13 protein-coding genes and 1 pseudogene are annotated in these 17,640 nt (G+C 58.4%); 7 read left to right on the forward strand and 7 right to left on the reverse strand.

Annotation, left to right across the window (positions count from 1 at the left end):
* The first annotated feature begins 199 nt into the window (after positions 1 to 199).
* Positions 200 to 958, forward strand: a complete 759-nt coding sequence (locus PQQ95_RS20890) for a HesA/MoeB/ThiF family protein (protein WP_408440084.1) — start codon at positions 200 to 202, stop codon at positions 956 to 958.
* A 95-nt stretch (positions 959 to 1,053) separates the two neighbouring features.
* Here the strand turns inward: PQQ95_RS20890 and ptsP are convergent, their stop codons facing one another.
* The 7 genes from ptsP to PQQ95_RS20925 form a co-directional block, all read right to left on the reverse strand.
* Positions 1,054 to 2,802, reverse strand: a complete 1,749-nt coding sequence (gene ptsP, locus PQQ95_RS20895; protein ID WP_408440087.1) for a phosphoenolpyruvate--protein phosphotransferase — start codon at positions 2,800 to 2,802, stop codon at positions 1,054 to 1,056.
* A 307-nt stretch (positions 2,803 to 3,109) separates the two neighbouring features.
* Entirely contained in the window at positions 3,110 to 3,379 is a 270-nt protein-coding gene (locus tag PQQ95_RS20900; RefSeq protein WP_085482323.1) for an HPr family phosphocarrier protein, read from the reverse strand.
* A 106-nt stretch (positions 3,380 to 3,485) separates the two neighbouring features.
* Positions 3,486 to 4,013 carry a PTS sugar transporter subunit IIA gene (locus PQQ95_RS20905; protein WP_408264359.1) on the reverse strand — a complete coding sequence of 176 codons (528 nt, stop codon included), beginning with the start codon at positions 4,011 to 4,013 and terminating at the stop codon, positions 3,486 to 3,488.
* A 337-nt stretch (positions 4,014 to 4,350) separates the two neighbouring features.
* Entirely contained in the window at positions 4,351 to 5,307 is a 957-nt protein-coding gene (gene gshB, locus PQQ95_RS20910) for a glutathione synthase (protein WP_408440090.1), read from the reverse strand.
* Between the two features lie 101 nt (positions 5,308 to 5,408).
* Positions 5,409 to 6,698 carry a glutamate--cysteine ligase gene (gshA, locus tag PQQ95_RS20915; RefSeq protein WP_028199027.1) on the reverse strand — a complete coding sequence of 430 codons (1,290 nt, stop codon included), beginning with the start codon at positions 6,696 to 6,698 and terminating at the stop codon, positions 5,409 to 5,411.
* 230 nt (positions 6,699 to 6,928) lie between these two features.
* Positions 6,929 to 8,437: an ammonium transporter gene (locus PQQ95_RS20920; protein ID WP_408440093.1), complete on the reverse strand. Its 1,509-nt coding sequence runs from the start codon at positions 8,435 to 8,437 to the stop codon at positions 6,929 to 6,931.
* Between the two features lie 50 nt (positions 8,438 to 8,487).
* Positions 8,488 to 8,826, reverse strand: coding sequence for a P-II family nitrogen regulator (locus PQQ95_RS20925; protein ID WP_006048089.1), 339 nt, complete (start codon positions 8,824 to 8,826; stop codon positions 8,488 to 8,490).
* A 398-nt stretch (positions 8,827 to 9,224) separates the two neighbouring features.
* Here PQQ95_RS20925 and PQQ95_RS20930 point away from each other — a divergent pair, with 398 nt between their 5' ends.
* From PQQ95_RS20930 to PQQ95_RS20955, 6 genes and pseudogenes are all read left to right on the forward strand, one after another.
* Positions 9,225 to 9,482: an accessory factor UbiK family protein gene (locus PQQ95_RS20930; RefSeq protein WP_175051982.1), complete on the forward strand. Its 258-nt coding sequence runs from the start codon at positions 9,225 to 9,227 to the stop codon at positions 9,480 to 9,482.
* A gap of 120 nt (positions 9,483 to 9,602) precedes the next feature.
* Positions 9,603 to 10,610 (forward strand): annotated as a pseudogene (locus PQQ95_RS20935) (YifB family Mg chelatase-like AAA ATPase); the annotation flags it as partial.
* A 571-nt stretch (positions 10,611 to 11,181) separates the two neighbouring features.
* Positions 11,182 to 13,461, forward strand: a complete 2,280-nt coding sequence (locus tag PQQ95_RS20940; protein ID WP_408440095.1) for a hypothetical protein — start codon at positions 11,182 to 11,184, stop codon at positions 13,459 to 13,461.
* Positions 13,458 to 15,596: a site-specific integrase gene (locus PQQ95_RS20945; protein ID WP_408440097.1), complete on the forward strand. Its 2,139-nt coding sequence runs from the start codon at positions 13,458 to 13,460 to the stop codon at positions 15,594 to 15,596. Before PQQ95_RS20940 ends, PQQ95_RS20945 begins: the two co-directional genes overlap by 4 nt.
* Positions 15,568 to 16,101: a hypothetical protein gene (locus PQQ95_RS20950; protein WP_408440099.1), complete on the forward strand. Its 534-nt coding sequence runs from the start codon at positions 15,568 to 15,570 to the stop codon at positions 16,099 to 16,101. The genes PQQ95_RS20945 and PQQ95_RS20950 overlap by 29 nt, the downstream gene beginning before the upstream one ends.
* Positions 16,098 to 17,585 (forward strand): site-specific integrase, encoded by a 1,488-nt coding sequence (locus PQQ95_RS20955; protein WP_408440102.1) that lies wholly within the window; start codon positions 16,098 to 16,100, stop codon positions 17,583 to 17,585. Before PQQ95_RS20950 ends, PQQ95_RS20955 begins: the two co-directional genes overlap by 4 nt.
* The last annotated feature ends 55 nt before the right edge of the window (positions 17,586 to 17,640 follow it).

Here is a 17,640-nt window from a genome sequence, read left to right on the forward strand (position 1 = left end):
CGCCCCGGTCTCTTGTTTAAACCACTGCCTTCGCAGCCGAACAGGCTGCGAAGGCACGGCGCAGTACACGCCGCGGTCTACATTGCTATACCCGGTACCAGCAGGAACACCCGCTCCCTCGCGCGATTAAAATAACGAAACCGCGCATGGCAGGCCACCGGTCCTGCATCTCATAGCGCGACACTCCACGCGCCCCGCCATGAACGACGATCAACTCCTCCGCTATTCCCGCCACATCCTCGTCGACGAAATCGGCATCGAGGCGCAGCAGCGCTTTATCGACGCGCACGCGATCATCGTCGGCGCGGGTGGCTTGGGTTCGCCGGCAGCCATGTATCTGGCGGCGGCGGGCGTCGGCCGTCTGACGCTGGTCGATGCGGATACGGTCGACCTGACCAATCTGCAGCGGCAGATTTTGCATGTGAGCGCGTCGGTCGGGCGCAAGAAGGTGGAGTCCGGGCGCGATGCGATCGCCCAGATCAACCCCGAGGTGGTGGTGAATGCGGTCGCCGAACGTGTCGACGATGCATGGCTCGATCGCGAGGTACCGCATGCCACGGTCGTTCTCGATTGCACGGATAACTTCGCGACACGCCACGCGATCAACCGCGCCTGCGTGAAGCATGGTGTGCCGCTGGTCTCTGGCGCGGCCTTGCGTTTTGACGGCCAGATCAGCACCTTCGATTTTCGTGACGCAGCGTCGCCCTGCTACGCGTGCGTGTTCCCGGAAGATCAACCGTTCGAGGAAATCGCGTGTTCGACGATGGGCGTGTTCGCGCCTACGGTCGGCATCATCGGTTCGATGCAAGCGGCTGAAGCGCTAAAAGTGATCGGCGGAATCGGAACGCCGCTAACGGGGCGGCTCACGATGCTCGATTCGCTGCGCATGGAATGGAACACGATGCGCATTGCGCGTCAGCCGGATTGCCCGGTATGCGGGCAACGGCATCGGGGCTGAGCCTGAGTTGGACGCTGGAGCAAAACGCTGAATGAGAAACGCCGCACATGTGCGGCGTTTCTCATTCATTTAAACCCGATCCGGGCTTTCAGTTTTCAAGCCAACACCACACGCTTGAGCGCCGCCTGCACTTCTTCCGGTTCGAACGAAGCCAACACGTCGGCCACCGGCTTCTCGAGCGTCTTCAGATGCGAGCGCAGAACTTCCTGCTTGACCACCAGCAACTGGCTCGGATGCATCGAAAACTCGGTGAGCCCCATGCCGAGCAACAGACGCGTCAACGCCGGATCGCCCGCCATCTCGCCGCATACCGACACCGGCACACCCGCCCGTTTCGCCTCGCGCAGCGTGAAGGCGATCAGATGCAGCACCGCCGGATGCAACGGGTCGTACAGATGCGCGACCGAGTTATCCGCGCGATCGATCGCCAGCGTGTACTGGATCAGATCGTTGGTGCCGATCGACAGGAAATCGAGCCGCTTGAGAAACAGCGGCAACGCAATCGCGGCGGCCGGAATCTCGATCATCGCGCCGACCTGCACGTTCGGATCGTAAGCAATGCCAGCATCGTCCAGCTGACGCTTCGCCTCGCGAATCAGATCGAGCGTCTGATCGATCTCCTGCGCATGCGCGAGCATGGGAATCAGAATCTTCACCTTGCCGAACGCCGACGCGCGGAGAATCGCGCGCAGTTGCGTCAGGAACATCTGCGGCTCCGAGAGGCTCCAGCGAATCGCTCTCAGCCCCAAGGCGGGGTTCGGTGCGGTTTCGTAGCCGTCGCCACCACTCATCGAATCGAGCGGCTTGTCGGCGCCGACGTCGATCGTACGGATCGTCACCGGCAAGCCGTTCATCAACTCGACCGCGCGACGATAGGCCGCAAACTGCTCCTCCTCTTCCGGCAACTGGTGCTTGTGATTCATGAACAGGAACTCAGTGCGGAACAAGCCCACACCGGTCGCGCCCGAATCGACCGCCGCGCGCGCGTCTTCCGGCAACTCGATATTCGCGCACAGTTCGATGCGGGTGCCGCAGAGCGTTTGCGTGGGCGAAAACTTCAGCCGCTGCAGCTTGCGCTGCTCCAGCGCTTTTTCGCTCTGACGGTACGAGTATTCTTCCAGCACGATCGGCGCCGGATCGACGATCACAATGCCATGATCGCCGTCGACAATGATCAGGTCGTCCTGCCGGATTAGCGCGCTCGCATGCTGCACACCGACCGCGGCCGGAATGCCGAGGCTGCGCGCAACAATCGCCGTATGTGAAGTCCGTCCGCCAAGATCGGTGACGAAACCCTGAAACGTTTGCGTCTTGAATTGCATCATGTCGGCCGGCGCGATGTCGTGCGCGACCACGATCATCTCGTCGCAGGTACCGTGCACGCCGTCCACCAGGGCTCCGGAAGCACCCGCGAGCGCCTTCAGCACGCGCTCCACCACCTGCTCGATATCGGCTTTGCGTTCGCGCAGGTATTCGTCTTCGATATCGTCGAAATGGCGCGACAGGCGCTCGAGCTGTTCGGTCAGCGCCCACTCCACGTTGTAACGGCGTGTGCGAATCAGGTCGATGGTTTCCTGCACGAGCATCGCATCGTTCAGGATCATTGAATGAACGTTGATGAACGCGCCCATTTCGCTCGGCGCGTCTGCCGCGAGATCGGCGCGCAGCGTGTCGAGCTCGTGATGCACATGTTGCTGGGCCGTGCGAAAGCGCTCGATCTCGCCCTCGATCTGGGCGGGTTCGATCAGATAGTGGTCTACGTCAAGTGCAGCCGGGGCGATCAGATAAGCCCGCCCGATGGCGATACCGCGTGACACGGGAATTCCATGCAGCGTGAAGGACACGCGCACCTCCTCTAGTTGTGTGATGCCGCGGCAAACCGCTGCAATGCTCTCAGACACTCTTCGCCATTATAAATTCCGAACCCTTTGTCGATACGTTAGGGCTGTGTGCAGCGCAGCACGAAATACCGTAATCGACCACAACAATGCGCCTTCATCCACTTTGCGCGCGAGCAATATGCACCTCCGTACACCGTCGGCCCGGTCGGCTTACGTGCTCTCCCAGCGCTCATGCGCCAATTGTCGCGCGCTAAAAAAAATGCCGCGGACAGCCGCGGCATTTTGCTTCAGACAAGCGGAATGCGCGAATTCACTGACCCTCGCCAAATTTATCGGCAATCAGTTTCAACAATGCGTCCATCGCGTCTTTTTCGTCGGCGCCTTCCGTTTCGATCAGCACCGTGCTGCCTATCCCCGCGGCCAGCATCATCACACCCATGATGCTTTTGGCATTGATACGGCGGCCATTGCGGCTCATCCAGATTTCCGCCTGGTAGTTGCCCGCAAGTTGCGTCAACTTGGCCGACGCGCGCGCGTGCAGCCCCAGCTTGTTCACAATAGTCGTTTCCTGTTGCAGCATGTGATGGTCCGAAGCGCGGGTAAGTGTTGTGGTGAAAGGTGAAACTGCAAACCAGCTGCGATCGGATCACAACCCGATCGCAACCGTTTAAAGCCGTGAAATCCGTTTACAACCCGGTCGACCCGGCTTTTTGCGTCAGGTCGGCCTCAGCCGGCAACGCGGGCAAACAGTCAGCGGCGGCGGCCTCTGGCGGCAAAGCGGGCAAACAGTCGCCGGACTCAGCGGGCGGCGCAACCGGCGCCGGCGTGGCGGGCCCGATTGCGTGCACGCCCTTGGTGGCCCCGGCGAGCGCTTTGTCGACCAGCGTATCGAGCGGTGTCGCGCGATAACAGACGGCGCGCACCAGCATCGGCAGATTGACGCCGCATAGCACGCGGACATTCGGCACCGAAGCGAGCCGCCCGGCGATATTCGCCGGTGTGGCGCCGAACATGTCGGTGAGCACGAGTGCGCCGTTTTCTTCCTTGAGCCGCTCGATTTCCGAATGCGCGAACGCGACCTGCTGTGCCGGATCACAATCCGGCGATACGTCGATCACGCCGATGCGAGCCGGCAAGCCACCATAGATGTGCGAAATACAATCGCGCAACGCGGTGGCGAACGGAGCGTGCGCAATGATCAGAATGCCTGCCATGTCAGCCTTACTGCAAAAGAACGGCCCCGAACCGTGGACCGGGACGAAGCCCGGTTCCTAAGCGCCCTCGACTGGCCGCGGGTCGTGAGGGCCGGAACGCATCACCTGACGAGCGGCCCGCGGCGCCTGATATCACTACAGTACGCGGCGGGGCGGGAAACAGCTCGTTCACAGTCCGCAATCCATGCCAGTGGCGCCTGACAGACACCTTCCAGTCGGCTTGGCGCGGGAGAGCGGGCATTGTATCAGGCTCATTTTCACGCCAAAGCCGGTGTTTTGCTTGATGCGGATTTACTACACAGTTTGGGGGCCATGCCGGCCATTCAAGGGCTGCGCCTCAAGCTGCCGCGCGCTCCAATGCGTCGATGAACATTGCGGCGACGTCGAAGCCGGTCTGATCCATGATCTCGCGGAAACACGTCGGGCTCGTCACGTTTACTTCGGTGAGCCAGTCGCCGATCGCATCGAGCCCGACCAGCAGCAGCCCGCGCGCGGCGAGCACCGGCGCGAGCGTCTCGGCGATCTTGAGATCGTGCTCGGTGAGCGGGCGCGCCACGCCCAGTCCACCCGCCGCAAGATTGCCGCGCACTTCATTACCCTGAGGAATCCGCGCGAGCGAAAACGGCACCGCTTCGCCGCCGATCAGCAGAATGCGCTTGTCACCCTCCTTGATCTCGGGGATGAACTTTTGCGCCATCACCGAGCGCGCGCCGTCGTGGCTCAGCATCTCGATGATCGAGCCGAGATTCATACCGTCGGCCTTCACGCGGAACACACCCATGCCGCCCATGCCGTCGAGCGGCTTCAGGATCACGTCGCCATGTTCTTCATGGAAGGCGCGCAAACGGGTGGCGTCGCGCGTCACCAACGTCGGCGTGACGAACTGCGCGAACTCGCCGATCGCCAGCTTTTCCGAATGATCGCGAATCGCCTGCGGCTTGTTGAAAATGCGCGCGCCGCCGCGCTCGGCCATTTCCAGCAACCACGTCGACGTCACATATTCCATGTCGAACGGCGGGTCTTTGCGCATCACGACCGCGCTGAAACGCTTCAGCGACTTCGGCGTGGCCGCTTCGGCGGCGTACCAGGTCTCGCGATGCAGGTCCGTCACGTCGCCGGTAATCGCAAAGCGCTGCACGTTCGCCTCGACATCGCCGCCGGTCCACGCCAGATGCTTCGGCTCGCAGGTATAGAGCGTATGACCACGGCGCGCGGCTTCGGCCATCATTGCGTAGGTGGAGTCTTTGTAGATCTTGAACTGCGTGAGCGGATCGGCGATGAAAAGAATGTCCATGAGGATTCCGGTGCGCCCTTAGGGCTTGGCATTGATCGTCAATATAGTCGCTGAAAATGACGATGGCGGCACGCGTGCCGCCATCGACCACCTCGCGAGACTTAAACCTGAATGGCTTCCGGATCGGTCTTTTCCAGTTCGACCGATGCGGCCAGCAGCCCGAGCCGCGCCACCACGCCGTACATATAGAAGCGGTTCGGCACCGCCGCGCCGGGCTTGGCGTGCGCATCCGGCAACGCCGTATGCTCGAAGCCGAGCGGCACGAAATGCATGCCGGGCGCGTTCAGATTCTGATCGCGTTCGCGGCTGCCGTGCACGCGGTAGAAGCCGCCCACCACGTAGCGGTCGATCATGTACACGACCGGCTCTGCGACTTCTTCCCCGATCCGCTCGAAGGTGTACACCCCTTCCTGCACGATCACGTCATGCACTTCCAGGCCGTCTTTGGTGGCCGCCATCTTGGCGCGCTCGCGCTTGGTGAGCGCGGCCACTTCCGACGCGTCGTGCACGGTCATCACGCCCATGCCATACGTGCCCGCATCCGACTTGATGACGACATACGGTTTCTCGGAGATCCCGTACTCGCGATACTTCTTGGCGATCTTCTTCAAGACACCGTCGATCGCATCCGCCAGCGCTTCCTCACCCGTGCGCTCCTGGAAATCGACGCCTTCGACATGCGCGAAGTACGGATTGATCATCCACGGATCGATTTCGACCATCTTCGCGAACTTTTTCGCGACGTCGTCATAGCAGGAGAAATGCGTCGATTTGCGGCGAACGGCCCAGCCGGCATGTAGCGGCGGCAGCAGATACTGCTCGTGCAGATTTTCCAGCACGGGCGGAATGCCGCCTGACAGGTCATTGTTCAGCAGAATCGAACACGGGTCGAAATTCTTCAGGCCGAGGCGCCGCTGCGAACGCTCGAGCGGTTCGAGCACGAGCTTCTGGCCGTCGGACAGCGCGATCGTGACCGGCCCGACGATGCTTTCGTCGAGCGTGCCGAAGCGCACGTTCAAGCCGGCCTGACGCATGATCGCGGCCAGACGGGCAACGTTCTCGAGATAAAACGCATTGCGCGTATGGCGCTCGGGGATCACCAGCAGATTCTTCGCGTCCGGGCAGATCTTTTCGATCGACGCCATAGCGGCCTGCACGGCGAGCGGCAGCACTTCCTGCGGCAGATTGTTGAATGCGCCGGGGAACAGATTGGTGTCGACCGGCGCGAGCTTGAAGCCCGCGTTACGCAGGTCGACCGAACAGTAGAACGGCGGCGTGTGCTCCTGCCATTCGAGCCGGAACCAGCGTTCGATGGCGGGGGTAGCGTCGAGGATCTTCCGCTCGAGGTCGAGCAGCGGGCCGTTTAACGCCGTAACTAGGTGCGGAACCATTGATCACTCGCAGACTGGAGAAAAAAGATTGTAGAGCAAATGCTTTGTCCATTTGGGGACGCTTTCTCCATTCGCAAGCCAATGCGAATGCATTCTCGCTATCGCCATGATAGGCAGGGAAAACTGCTGTTACCAAGATAGCCAGCAAGAAAAAAGCCCGCCATAAAGGCGGGCCAAAGTCGCTGCGCTTGATTCGAGATTCGCAAGCCTTGGAACTTGCGAGGGAATCCTTATTCCACGTGTTCGCCGTGCAGGCTCACGTCCAGACCTTCGCGCTCCTCTTCTTCCGTCACGCGCAGGCCCATCACCATGTCGATGATCTTCAGCAGGATGTAGCTCACCACGCCGCTGTAGACCAGCGTCGTCAGCACGCCCTTGGCTTGCAGAATCACGCTGCCGTCCGCGCCGCCGATGTCCTTGACCGCGAACACGCCGGTCAGCAGCGCACCCACGATACCGCCGATGCAGTGCACGCCGAACGCGTCGAGCGAGTCGTCGTAACCGAGCTTGTGCTTGAGCCACGTGGCCGACCAGAAGCAGATCACGCCTGCCGCGATGCCGATCACCAGCGAACCCGCCATACCGACGAAGCCCGAAGCCGGCGTAATCGCCACCAGACCTGCCACGGCGCCCGACACGATACCGAGTACCGACGGCTTACCCTTGGTGGCCCATTCAGCGAACATCCATGCGAGTGCTGCTGCTGCGGTTGCCACCTGGGTTGCGAACATCGCGAAACCGGCACGGCCGTCTGCCGCCACCGCCGAACCCGCGTTGAAACCGAACCAGCCGACCCACAGCATGGCGCCACCGATCAGCGTGAGCGTCAGGTTGTGCGGCGCCATGGCTTCCTTGCCGTAGCCGACGCGCTTGCCGAGCACCAGCGCGCAGACCAGCGCGGCGATACCGGCGTTGATGTGCACCACCGTGCCGCCTGCGAAGTCGAGGATGCCCGCGCTAGCCAGCCAGCCGGTCGGTTCCCAGACCATGTGCGCGATCGGCGAGTAGACGATGATCGACCACAGCGTCATGAACACCAGCATCGCCGAGAACTTCATGCGGTCGGCAAAGGCACCCGTGATCAGCGCCGGGGTGATGATCGCGAACGTCATCTGATAGACGACGTAGACCGTTTCCGGGATCGTCGGCGCGAGGTGGCTGACGGTCAGCGTCGTGGCCTTGTCGCCCTTGATGTAGTTCATGCCCGCCATGAAGAAGCGCGAGAAGCCGCCAATGAACGAGTTGCCCGGCGTGAAGGCGAGGCTGTAGCCCACCACCACCCAGATGATCGACACGAGGCAGGTGATTGCGAAGCTTTGCATCAGGATCGCGAGCACGCTCTTCTTGCGGACCATGCCGCCGTAGAACAGCGCCAGGCCCGGGATCGTCATGAACAGCACGAGCGCGGTGGAGGTCAGCATCCAGGCGGTGTCGCCCGAATTGATCTTCGACGAATCGACCGAGAACGGCGCGGTCGGTGCAGCAGGCGCGGCGTCCGATGCGGCCGGCGCAGCGGCGGCGGCGCTGGCAGCCGGTGCGGCGGACGCATCAGCGGCCGGTGCCGAAGCCGCGGCGGCAGCAGGCGCTGCCGAGGCGTCAGGCGCCGGCGCGCTCGCCGTCGTATCGGAAGCAGCGGCCGAGGCGGCTGCGGGGGCGGAAGCGTCGTCCGCGAGGGCGGCGCCGATACCGCCCGCGAGCAGCGAACCGGCCATCAGCATGGACATCAATAATTTGCGCATCTTCGTTTCCTCTTGTCGCTATCTGTGTCGTGTGTCGCTATCTTGTGGTTTTACAGAGCGTCCGCGCCGGTCTCCCCGGTGCGAATCCGGATCACCTGCTCGATCGGCGTGACAAAAATCTTGCCGTCGCCGATCTTGCCGGTGCGTGCCGCGCGTTCGAGCGCCTCGATCGCCTGGTCGACGATGTCGTCCGAGACCGCAGCCTCGATCTTCACCTTCGGCAGGAAATCGACGACGTATTCAGCGCCCCGATACAGTTCCGTGTGGCCCTTCTGGCGACCGAAGCCTTTCACTTCCGTCACCGTGATGCCTGAGACGCCGATGGCCGACAAGGCTTCGCGCGCCTCATCCAGCTTGAACGGCTTGATGATTGCGGTAATGAGTTTCATGACATCCCTCGCTAAGTTGCGTAACCCGTTGCGTAACCCTGTTTGCTTACCTGTAACCCGTTCGCGTGGTCTCGTTCCGTTGCCGGTAAAAAGCACCCGGCAGTGCGCGCGGGGCAGTAACAGCAACTCGCATGCCATGTTGTGTCAGACTTCGCCTGGGGCACGCTGCAAAAGGGGCGCAGGCGCCCCTGGCTGGATGGCCAACGTTGACGGGGCACGGTGGCGCGGCGTATGGATCGTTGCTAGAGTGTTCGAAGGCTTTTAACGTTTGAGCGCGCACCAAACGGGCTCATGCGGCAGCAGCAGGCAACAGGTCATGCACCAAGGCAGCCCATTCGACGTGACAAAGCACAGACGTAACGAAACATGCACATTTTTTGTGCATTAAGGGGAACACCATGAAACAACCGAACGATGTCTTTAACGATTTTCAGGCCCGCATGAGCGAGCTGTTCAAGAACTCGCCGGCCAAAGATGTCGAACGCAACGTGAAAGCCATGCTGTCGCAAGGCTTTTCCAAGCTCGACCTGGTCACGCGTGAGGAATTCGATACGCAGACTCAGGTGCTGGTGCGCACCCGTGCGCGCCTCGAGGAACTGGAGCGCCGCGTCGCCGAGCTCGAACAGAAGCTGCCGGTCACAACGCCTACACCCTGAAGCTTTGCTCGCAGCGCTTTAGCTGCGCAGTGCTGCACATCACTGGCAAGCGAGCCGTGACGTCATCAGCGTTTTAGGGGACTCGCGCGCGCCTCGGCGCGCCGTCCGACGGGAGAAAACATGTCGCTTGCCGTGGTGCGCAGTCGCGCGCCGGCCTCTGGCCGCGCGCCCGAAGTAACCGTCGAGGTTCACCTCGCGAACGGATTACCCTCTTTTTCGATCGTCGGCCTTCCGGATCTGGAAGTGCGCGAAAGCCGCGAGCGCGTGCGCGCGGCGCTGCAGAACTGCAGCTTCGATTTCCCCGTGCGGCGCATCACCGTCAATCTCGCGCCTGCGGATTTGCCCAAAGAGTCCGGCCGCTTCGATCTGCCGATCGCCTTAGGCATTCTGGCCGCGAGCGGGCAGATTCCAGCCGAGTCCCTGCTGCACCGCGAATTCGCCGGCGAACTGTCATTGACGGGCGCGTTACGGCCGATGCGCGGGGCTTTCGCGATGGCCTGCGGGACGGCCCGCAGCGGTGCTTCTCAGGGTGGACTGGGGAGCGTGTCTGTTTCTACTGGTGTTACTTCAGCCACACCGGCAACGCCCGTGACGTCCGCTCAATCTACCCCGCAGCTTTATCTGCCCGCGGCGAGCGCGGCCGAGGCGGCGCTTGTGCCGGGTGTCGATGTTTATGGCGCCACCGATCTGCCATCGCTGTGCGCGCATTTGGCCGGAGCGCCCGACGCTCGCCTCTACCCCGTAGCGGCGCCCGACCTCAGCGAGACCGCGCCCGCCGCCGTTGCCGACATGACCGACGTGATCGGCCAGCGCGGCGCGCGCCGCGCGCTTGAAGTCGCCGCAGCCGGTGGACACCACGTCTTGCTGATCGGGCCGCCTGGCGCAGGCAAATCGATGCTCGCCGCTCGCCTGCCAGGCCTGCTCCCGCCCATGACCGACGACGAGGCACTCAGCTCGGCAGCACTGCTGTCCGCTAGCCGCGCCGGCTTTACGCCCTCGCAATGGCGGCAACGGCCATTTCGCGCGCCGCATCATTCGTCGAGCGCACCGGCGCTGGTCGGCGGACGCAATCCGCCGCAACCCGGCGAAATCACCCTGGCGCATCTGGGTGTGCTGTTTCTCGATGAGCCGGACGGTTCGCTTTTTGGGTCGTCTTTATCAAATGGCCAGCTCATCGCTGCAGCCGGGCGGCCGAGTCGCATCCCTCGGAAAAAGTCCGTTGACAATCGTCAAATCGTCGTATGTTGACAACACCAGTTAGCAAGCTGCGCCGACACTCGCGAAAGAGCGCTAACGCTTCTAGAAGCGACCTATGAACCCCCACCGTTAAACAGTTAATAATAATTATTGACATACGGATTCAATAGTTATTATTTATTTTAGATAAAATTTTGCGACAAGCTCCGGTGCATGACTCTGTAGCACTCGTGCCCTGCCCGTATGCCAAAACCTAAGGATTCCTAAGTCTAGATACGATAATCGCGGACCCGTATTCCACTTCCGAATTGACAACGTTGCTCTGCTGGTTCCTGCAACTGACCACCTTTAGATTTTTGAGAAAACCTCTAAAATTTTAGCTATCGAACTTAAATTTTAAATAGTTAAAATCTTTTTAGATTGGATTTCGATTTGGCGAATCAACTGGCTGAGGGGAGGCGACGAAGTTAGAAAGGGACATTGCGTCCCGAATGTAAACGCCATGAAAACGAAAGCGGAAATCCACTCACCAGCAATTATTCGCGATGTTTCCCTGCTCGGGCAACGCCTTCCGCGCGACCTACCGGGACACGTGCGTGAAAAAATCGTGAGCACTTGTGAGAACCTTCGCCAGAAGTCCTATCGCGAATACGGCAGTCGTTTGGTGACAACGTTCTCCTGCTATCTGGCGGTAACCGGAGATGCTATATCTGACCATCTCCCAGACCACAAAAACTCCGTCGTGTGGTTACGCCTCATCGGCGCCCTCAACTCCGCCACGTTCGTCGAGTTACCTGCACAGACCCGTTACCTGTATTCGCGGGTTGCTATCGAAGTCGGGAGAGAGCTTTGGCCCGAAGAAGGAGCTTTCCACAACATCACAATATCGTCACTCGCGCCGACTCCATCGATAAAAGCGCTGGTGAAGAAATTTGAAGCAATCAAGCTCAATGATGAGCAAGTACTGTTGTGGCGCGGCTGGCCACTTGAGGATGCCGGCGGTCACATACGCTGGCTTCCGTTGCACTCAGTAGCCATTCGGCACGGGATGCCATTCGCCAGCAAGCTCTACGAAATCATTGCCAATTACTGGTCGGGTAGCCGGCGTCAAAAAATTGGCGCGTTGGCGCTGTTCATAGAGGCGTTGGCTACCTTTCCTGACCTAACGACGGAATGCCTTCGTAACCGAGAAACCGTGCGTCCATTCTGGCAGAAGTTTTGGGATTTCTACACAGAAAAACGAAGTGAGACTTGCAGACAAACAACGGTTATCAATGACTGGACGCGCGAATGGACACAGTTCGTTCGAGGTGTTCTCGAAGGAAGCGGGTTATTCGCATATTGCGTTGGACAATTCCCCGGTCCGGACAGTGACAGCGACAATCGAAATCCAAAGTCCTTAGAGAACCTGTTATGCGCTCTGCCCACAGAGCGTTTGAGCGACGAGGAAGCACTTAAATTTTTGAGCATCAAAATACCGGAGGCGCTCGAATGCGTAAAGGCGTGGGCCCAAAAAAAGACGTCAGAAATAATGGGCCGGCGAAGGTCCCGCAAACGAGCCGCACTTACCGGACAAATTCGTGTGCTTGGGAACTCGAGGAAACTGGTCAGTCGGGACAATCCCGACCACTATGCGAATGCCTGCGCCACATTCGAACACCACGGATTCCTGACGAGAAATGAGATGAAAAGTCTGTTCGTTCTATATCCGGCCGACTTAGGGTTGGTTGCAGAGGAACTAGGCTTACCCACTACTACGTCCTTGCTCCCCCACGCTGCTTTGCTAGTTGCCGAGCATTCTGAGTTGACGCCGTCGATGCTTGAAAATCTCGAGCTTTGGAACGAGCGAGGAAAGCTGACCGGCCTATCACGTCAACAGCAGGGTCTCTACTACCTCAGAGCCCCCAAATTTCGGTCAGGCAAAAGGACAGGATATAAGACCATCCTTCTGAATCGCCGGTCACTTCGCATCATTCGCGAGATTCTTGTACTGACTCGTGAAATTCGCGACTACCTGCGCGTACGACACCGTCCCGATTGGCGCAAGCTATTCATCACTTGCGGAGAAGCATTCTCACCCCCAACGGCGGTCGGCCGCTTCAGCACCTTGACATCCTCGGGTGAATACACCGCAAAGCTGGTCCAAGAGTTTTCGAAAACTCTGCGCATCCCCACCGCTTCGGCAGCCGAGTTCGTTCGCCGTTTCAGCCTGCGCTCCGTTCGCTCGACCAAGGCCCTATGTGTTTTTCTCAACACGCATAGCGAGGCGGAAATGGCCAAGGCACTTGGACAGACCGGTGTGAGAAACGACGTCCTCGAGCGTTACCTCCCCCCCACTCTCAGGATGTTCTTCCGTGAGCGATGGATTCGAATATTTCACTCATATCAAATCATATCGACAATGAGAGGGAGCCCGCACCTGCTACCGGCGACCGGCTTCAAGAACGTAGCGGAAGTAGACGCGTTCATGCTGAAGCACGCTTTTCCCACGGTCAGCACTTTCGCATCAAGCATGCGCCCCCCTGAAGAACCGGCTCGCCGACAACAGGCCCGCGTTGTGTTCAATGCAAGCCCAGACGTCTTAAGACTGATGGCAAGCCTGGAACTTGCGAGCAAGCAGAATCGGCCTGTCAGTAACGTCGTGTACGAGTACTGGAGCGACGTGTCTCATGCGGTCCTTTCTTATCTTGGGGAGCGCATTGGACTGCAGCCGTCCATCGACCGAGCGCTGCAAGCCGCTCGTGAAACCGCAGACGTACAACTGGTTGCAAACATGCTATGAACGACGGCCTTAAGAGTATAGCGGCAGAGCCTTGGTCAGATAGGTTCCTATTAGAGATACGCGACGCGGCCAGCTGGTTGCAGTCTCCTTTTAACTCGCCTGTGCTCAAGGCGGATTTCGGTAAAGGTCAAACTCTCCTCGTTGACTTCCGAATTGACGTGGGCGGACAAGGACAGCTCGTCGACTCGCGCCACAGGGTACTTTTCGAAGATATTCAGTACTTCATCCTTTTACAGACGCATCCTTGCGTCAGAGGTCGCGGATATCTGTCACCGGAAACTCAGCGTCTGCACGTCATCCGTGGCCTTCACGTCGTCGACCACTTCCTGCTCAACTCCAATAGCACGAAGCTAGCGCAATATGGATTTCGGGGCGTCGTTTCACATGAATTGAAGTCGATGCTTGCTGAGCGGGCATGCAACCCTGACGTAGAAGAGTCAGTCTATCGATGGAAGACATTTCTGGCAAAGACGTTGAGGGAGAAAGGTGCGACCCTGACTCAGGCAGATATCACGGGCGTCTCTGCTTCTCACCCTGAAATTCTCGATGTCCCAATTCACGAGAACGATTGGTCTCTTGACCTTGAGCTCAAAGAGCTTCAGCGAGCCAGAATCTGGCTTCTCCTTAACAAAGGCTACGTTAAACCACACAAGGTCGACTATCGCCTTTCGCCATCCGGCTCGTTCCTTTCAAAACTGATTTATCGCGACACTCTATGGGGCAGTAATCCACAGGTTTCACGAACGGCCTTCGAAGAACTTTGTGTCTCCCCAAAGGAGAATACGTACCGAGAATACGACGAAGTTCCCGTTAAGCCCGGTTCGCTAGACGAAGCATGTTCGCGCAAACACTTCGAGAAGTATCGGAGTACGTTGGTTTCATTCCAACACTTGTCACGTCTAGACCGCGGTATCCCAGAGTCATCGCTGGTTGGATTATCGACCTTCGATATCGAGGCTGCCCAGCGATTGAAAGCAGACTGCACCATCGGTATCGCGCCATTCGACTATGTGCAGAATGTCGTGAGACAAGCAATTGATTTCTATTTCGCACGCAACGCTACCCTGTTCACATGCTGCGCCAATGTACTCAGGGCGGCCAGACAGGCTGGCGTTTCTGCCAAAAAATTCTTCTCCTCCAGGTCCATCCAACCATACCTAACGAGGAACGGGTGGCGTCTTGGCATTCGTTTCTGGTCGTTGGCTTATCAGATGAGCTTCATCGAGAGCAATCCGAACCGGAATGAAACTCACCTGCCCAAGCAGGACTACTTCGACAGGCTGCGCCGGAATGAGGGTCTGCTGGAGATGATGAGGGTGTTGTATGGTGCCATGCAACTCATTGTCGGATGGTTGATGGCACTTCGCGTTGGCGAAATGATTGACCTGAACGCCTTATCTCTAAGCGACAACAACAGATGGCTTGCGGTGCAAACCCGAAAAAGCGGGCCCGGCAAGTTTCGGCGAACCGACCAGATTCCGGCACCAGCATTAGTCGCGCGGATAGTGCGTCGGCTTATTGCATTCAGGAAGATGCTTTCCGCATGCGGTGTAACGATACATGAATCACTATTCGCGGTGCCCACCTTGGACGGAGACCGTCTCACAATGGCTTATTCGGCGTACAACGCGCGAATCGATTGCTTCATCGACTACATTGAAGCACCCGTGACTGAATCCGGATTACGCTATTACATCCGTCAACATCAACTACGGAAGAATTTTGCCTTATGGTTCTATGCCGAGGCGCCGTTCGAAACGACGGATACTCTGCAGTGGTTCCTTCGACAGAGCGACTCTGAGCAAACGGAACACTATCTCAAAGCCAACTTCTCCGGCCAGGTTCTCCGAACGCTGCAATCAACAGCGGCAACGTTGATGGTGAGGGATGGGAGAAAAGAAGCCGACGACTTGGCGGCAATCGCACTGCGAAGATTTGGCGCCGACCGCCATAGCGTAATGGATGAACGCGGATTTGCGGAGTACACGCGATACGTAGAGAAGCTTCGTCAAGAGGGTTCACTTATCTTCAACGTCCATCACATGTGTGATTCAGACCAAAAGAGTCATGTGGTTTCGCTAGTAGTATTTGACCATGAAGAAGAGGATGTCGATGATGAATCCGTTAGCTCTTAAACAAGTAACGGCGCGCGAGACATTGTTAAAAGACGTTGCAAAAGAGCCCGCACTGTTCGCACATGACACTGTCGTGAGCGTCGCTATCCAGACTCAGGGAAATCTCGCAAAACTAAAGTACCCCGCGCGAGAAATCTTACCCATGTCTTTGAATACGCTCAAAGCGCATGCGAACGACTGGCAATTGCAAGGATGGCAGGAGCTCGATGAACTACGCCTGCACGCATTCGAAAAGGTCATCTCCACGCGCGCCGCGGACAATAGTCCGAAACCCGGAACCAAGGCCGACCTCGAGCAGCGCGTCGACAATCTCACCAAAGAGCGCGACGATGCATTGGAGGACCTGGCGCTTCTCACGGCCGCTTACCATCGTACGATGCAAAATGCCCGCTCCTATGCCAAAGGGTCCAAGAGGCCGGACCTAATTCAGAGGTGCGCAGACGATGAGGTCGAGCTGCGCGCGATGACTGCTATCCTTCATACCCGGCTTGGAGGCAAGAGATGAAATTTGAGCGAATAAACGGAGAACCATTACTCGTTCTAGCTTCACAACTGCACAGCCATGCTCGCGACGACTTCAAATTCTTCAGCCACTTTCTGGGAATGGAGCCGGAGTTAGTGGCAGCAGCCCGGTTTCCGTTGGCAAGGTGGCCGAACGGGCATTGGTGCATGGAAGTAAATCTCTTTATGACAGAGTGCTTCAAAAAGGGATTCTCACTTCGTGGCTCACAGGGCGGAACGCTCGGCACATACTGCTCCTACCTCGCTCCGCTTATCCGCTATGTGAACAGCAACATGGACGGGTTTGCCAAAATGACCGATTCACACTTTGCTCTCGCCGTCCGACAGCTCAGAGTGAAGGTAGCAAGAGGAGAAGACTTCAGTCCAAAAAATAAGGTGACATCGACGGTAAAAATCGCGTCGGTCTGGCTGGACTTCCTCGTATTCGTGGGCGACTACTATGCAACTCCAAGCTTCGTGTCTAAAGAAGGAACAATTAGAGCCTACCGCATACGCAAGTCACACCGATTGCCTAACGGAAGAACCATCGAAACATATGCGTGGAACCACTGGTCTTTCCCAACGGAGGAAGACCTGGAGCATGTACGGCTCCCGATAGACGATAAAACTCTTCTCGCGCTGCGTACTGCGGCCGACGATGTGTCGCGCAACACTTCCGAGTCCGCGTACATCCATTCACGCAGGCTCGTCATGTTCGCACTCTTTGATGAAGTTGGGCTCCGCAGAATGGAGTCTGCTACGAAACTGACACGACGTAATGTAGTTGAAGCTCTCGAAGCGCGTGACAAAGCACGTGCATCCGGCGAGCATCAGGTACCCATGCTCTCGTTTGACACAGTTAAGCATACGCGCTCCCCGCACAGAGAGGTCCCTGTCAGTCCGATATTGCTAGATTTCCTAGAGGAATATCTGGTTTCGAGCCGTCGCAGGCTGAGGCATATAGGCGTTCGAGTTCGTCTAGATACCCCCCTGCTGTTCAACGCGAAAACCGGGGAAGCACTACGCCCGAACACCATCACTCAGGAATTTGCGCAACTTGCTAAGCGAGCCGGCATAAAGGTCCCCGCAAGCCCACACCTGATGAGGCATCGATACATCACGAATGCCCTCGTTCGACTCATCATTGCCCATAACGTCAACACGAAGTCAGATTTCCAAAAGCTTATCCTCGACGACACAGATTTCAAACGAAAGGTTAAAGAGGTGACCGGCCACGCCTCAGTTGCCGGTTTAGAGCCGTATCTGACGCTTGCCTTTGATATTGTCGGAAAGCTTGATATGACGGTCGAGCGCGCACGCATACTGGCTGCACTCGACGCCTTGCATAGGGCGGTCGAGGACCATGATTCTTGCGTCAAACGGGGGGTTGATGCATCAGGCGCCAAGGCGCGCCTTGCGGAAGCGTCGATTGCGATTGACAGCATGTACCGCCATTCCGACCTGTATCCCGACTCGCCGACGGTCTAGTACCGGAGCCTATCGATTGTTGCGGGGGCATCGCGCATTCGGCGCAGGTCTGCTC

The sequence above is a fragment of the Paraburkholderia caffeinilytica genome, from assembly GCF_046030355.1.
In the GTDB taxonomy this organism is placed as follows: Bacteria; Pseudomonadota; Gammaproteobacteria; order Burkholderiales; family Burkholderiaceae; genus Paraburkholderia; species Paraburkholderia caffeinilytica_B.

Excerpts from the sequence above, each read along its gene's own strand:
- gshB (WP_408440090.1), bottom strand. The coding sequence starts at position 5,307 with ATGGACATTCTTTTCATCGCCGATCCGCTCACGCAGTTCAAGATCTAC.
- PQQ95_RS20890 (WP_408440084.1), top strand. The coding sequence starts at position 200 with ATGAACGACGATCAACTCCTCCGCTATTCCCGCCACATCCTCGTCGAC.
- PQQ95_RS20905 (WP_408264359.1), bottom strand. The coding sequence starts at position 4,013 with ATGGCAGGCATTCTGATCATTGCGCACGCTCCGTTCGCCACCGCGTTG.
- PQQ95_RS20925 (WP_006048089.1), bottom strand. The coding sequence starts at position 8,826 with ATGAAACTCATTACCGCAATCATCAAGCCGTTCAAGCTGGATGAGGCG.
- PQQ95_RS20920 (WP_408440093.1), bottom strand. The coding sequence starts at position 8,437 with ATGCGCAAATTATTGATGTCCATGCTGATGGCCGGTTCGCTGCTCGCG.
- PQQ95_RS20945 (WP_408440097.1), top strand. The coding sequence starts at position 13,458 with ATGAACGACGGCCTTAAGAGTATAGCGGCAGAGCCTTGGTCAGATAGG.
- PQQ95_RS20900 (WP_085482323.1), bottom strand. The coding sequence starts at position 3,379 with ATGCTGCAACAGGAAACGACTATTGTGAACAAGCTGGGGCTGCACGCG.
- PQQ95_RS20940 (WP_408440095.1), top strand. The coding sequence starts at position 11,182 with ATGAAAACGAAAGCGGAAATCCACTCACCAGCAATTATTCGCGATGTT.
- PQQ95_RS20930 (WP_175051982.1), top strand. The coding sequence starts at position 9,225 with ATGAAACAACCGAACGATGTCTTTAACGATTTTCAGGCCCGCATGAGC.
- PQQ95_RS20955 (WP_408440102.1), top strand. The coding sequence starts at position 16,098 with ATGAAATTTGAGCGAATAAACGGAGAACCATTACTCGTTCTAGCTTCA.
- PQQ95_RS20950 (WP_408440099.1), top strand. The coding sequence starts at position 15,568 with ATGTCGATGATGAATCCGTTAGCTCTTAAACAAGTAACGGCGCGCGAG.
- gshA (WP_028199027.1), bottom strand. The coding sequence starts at position 6,698 with ATGGTTCCGCACCTAGTTACGGCGTTAAACGGCCCGCTGCTCGACCTC.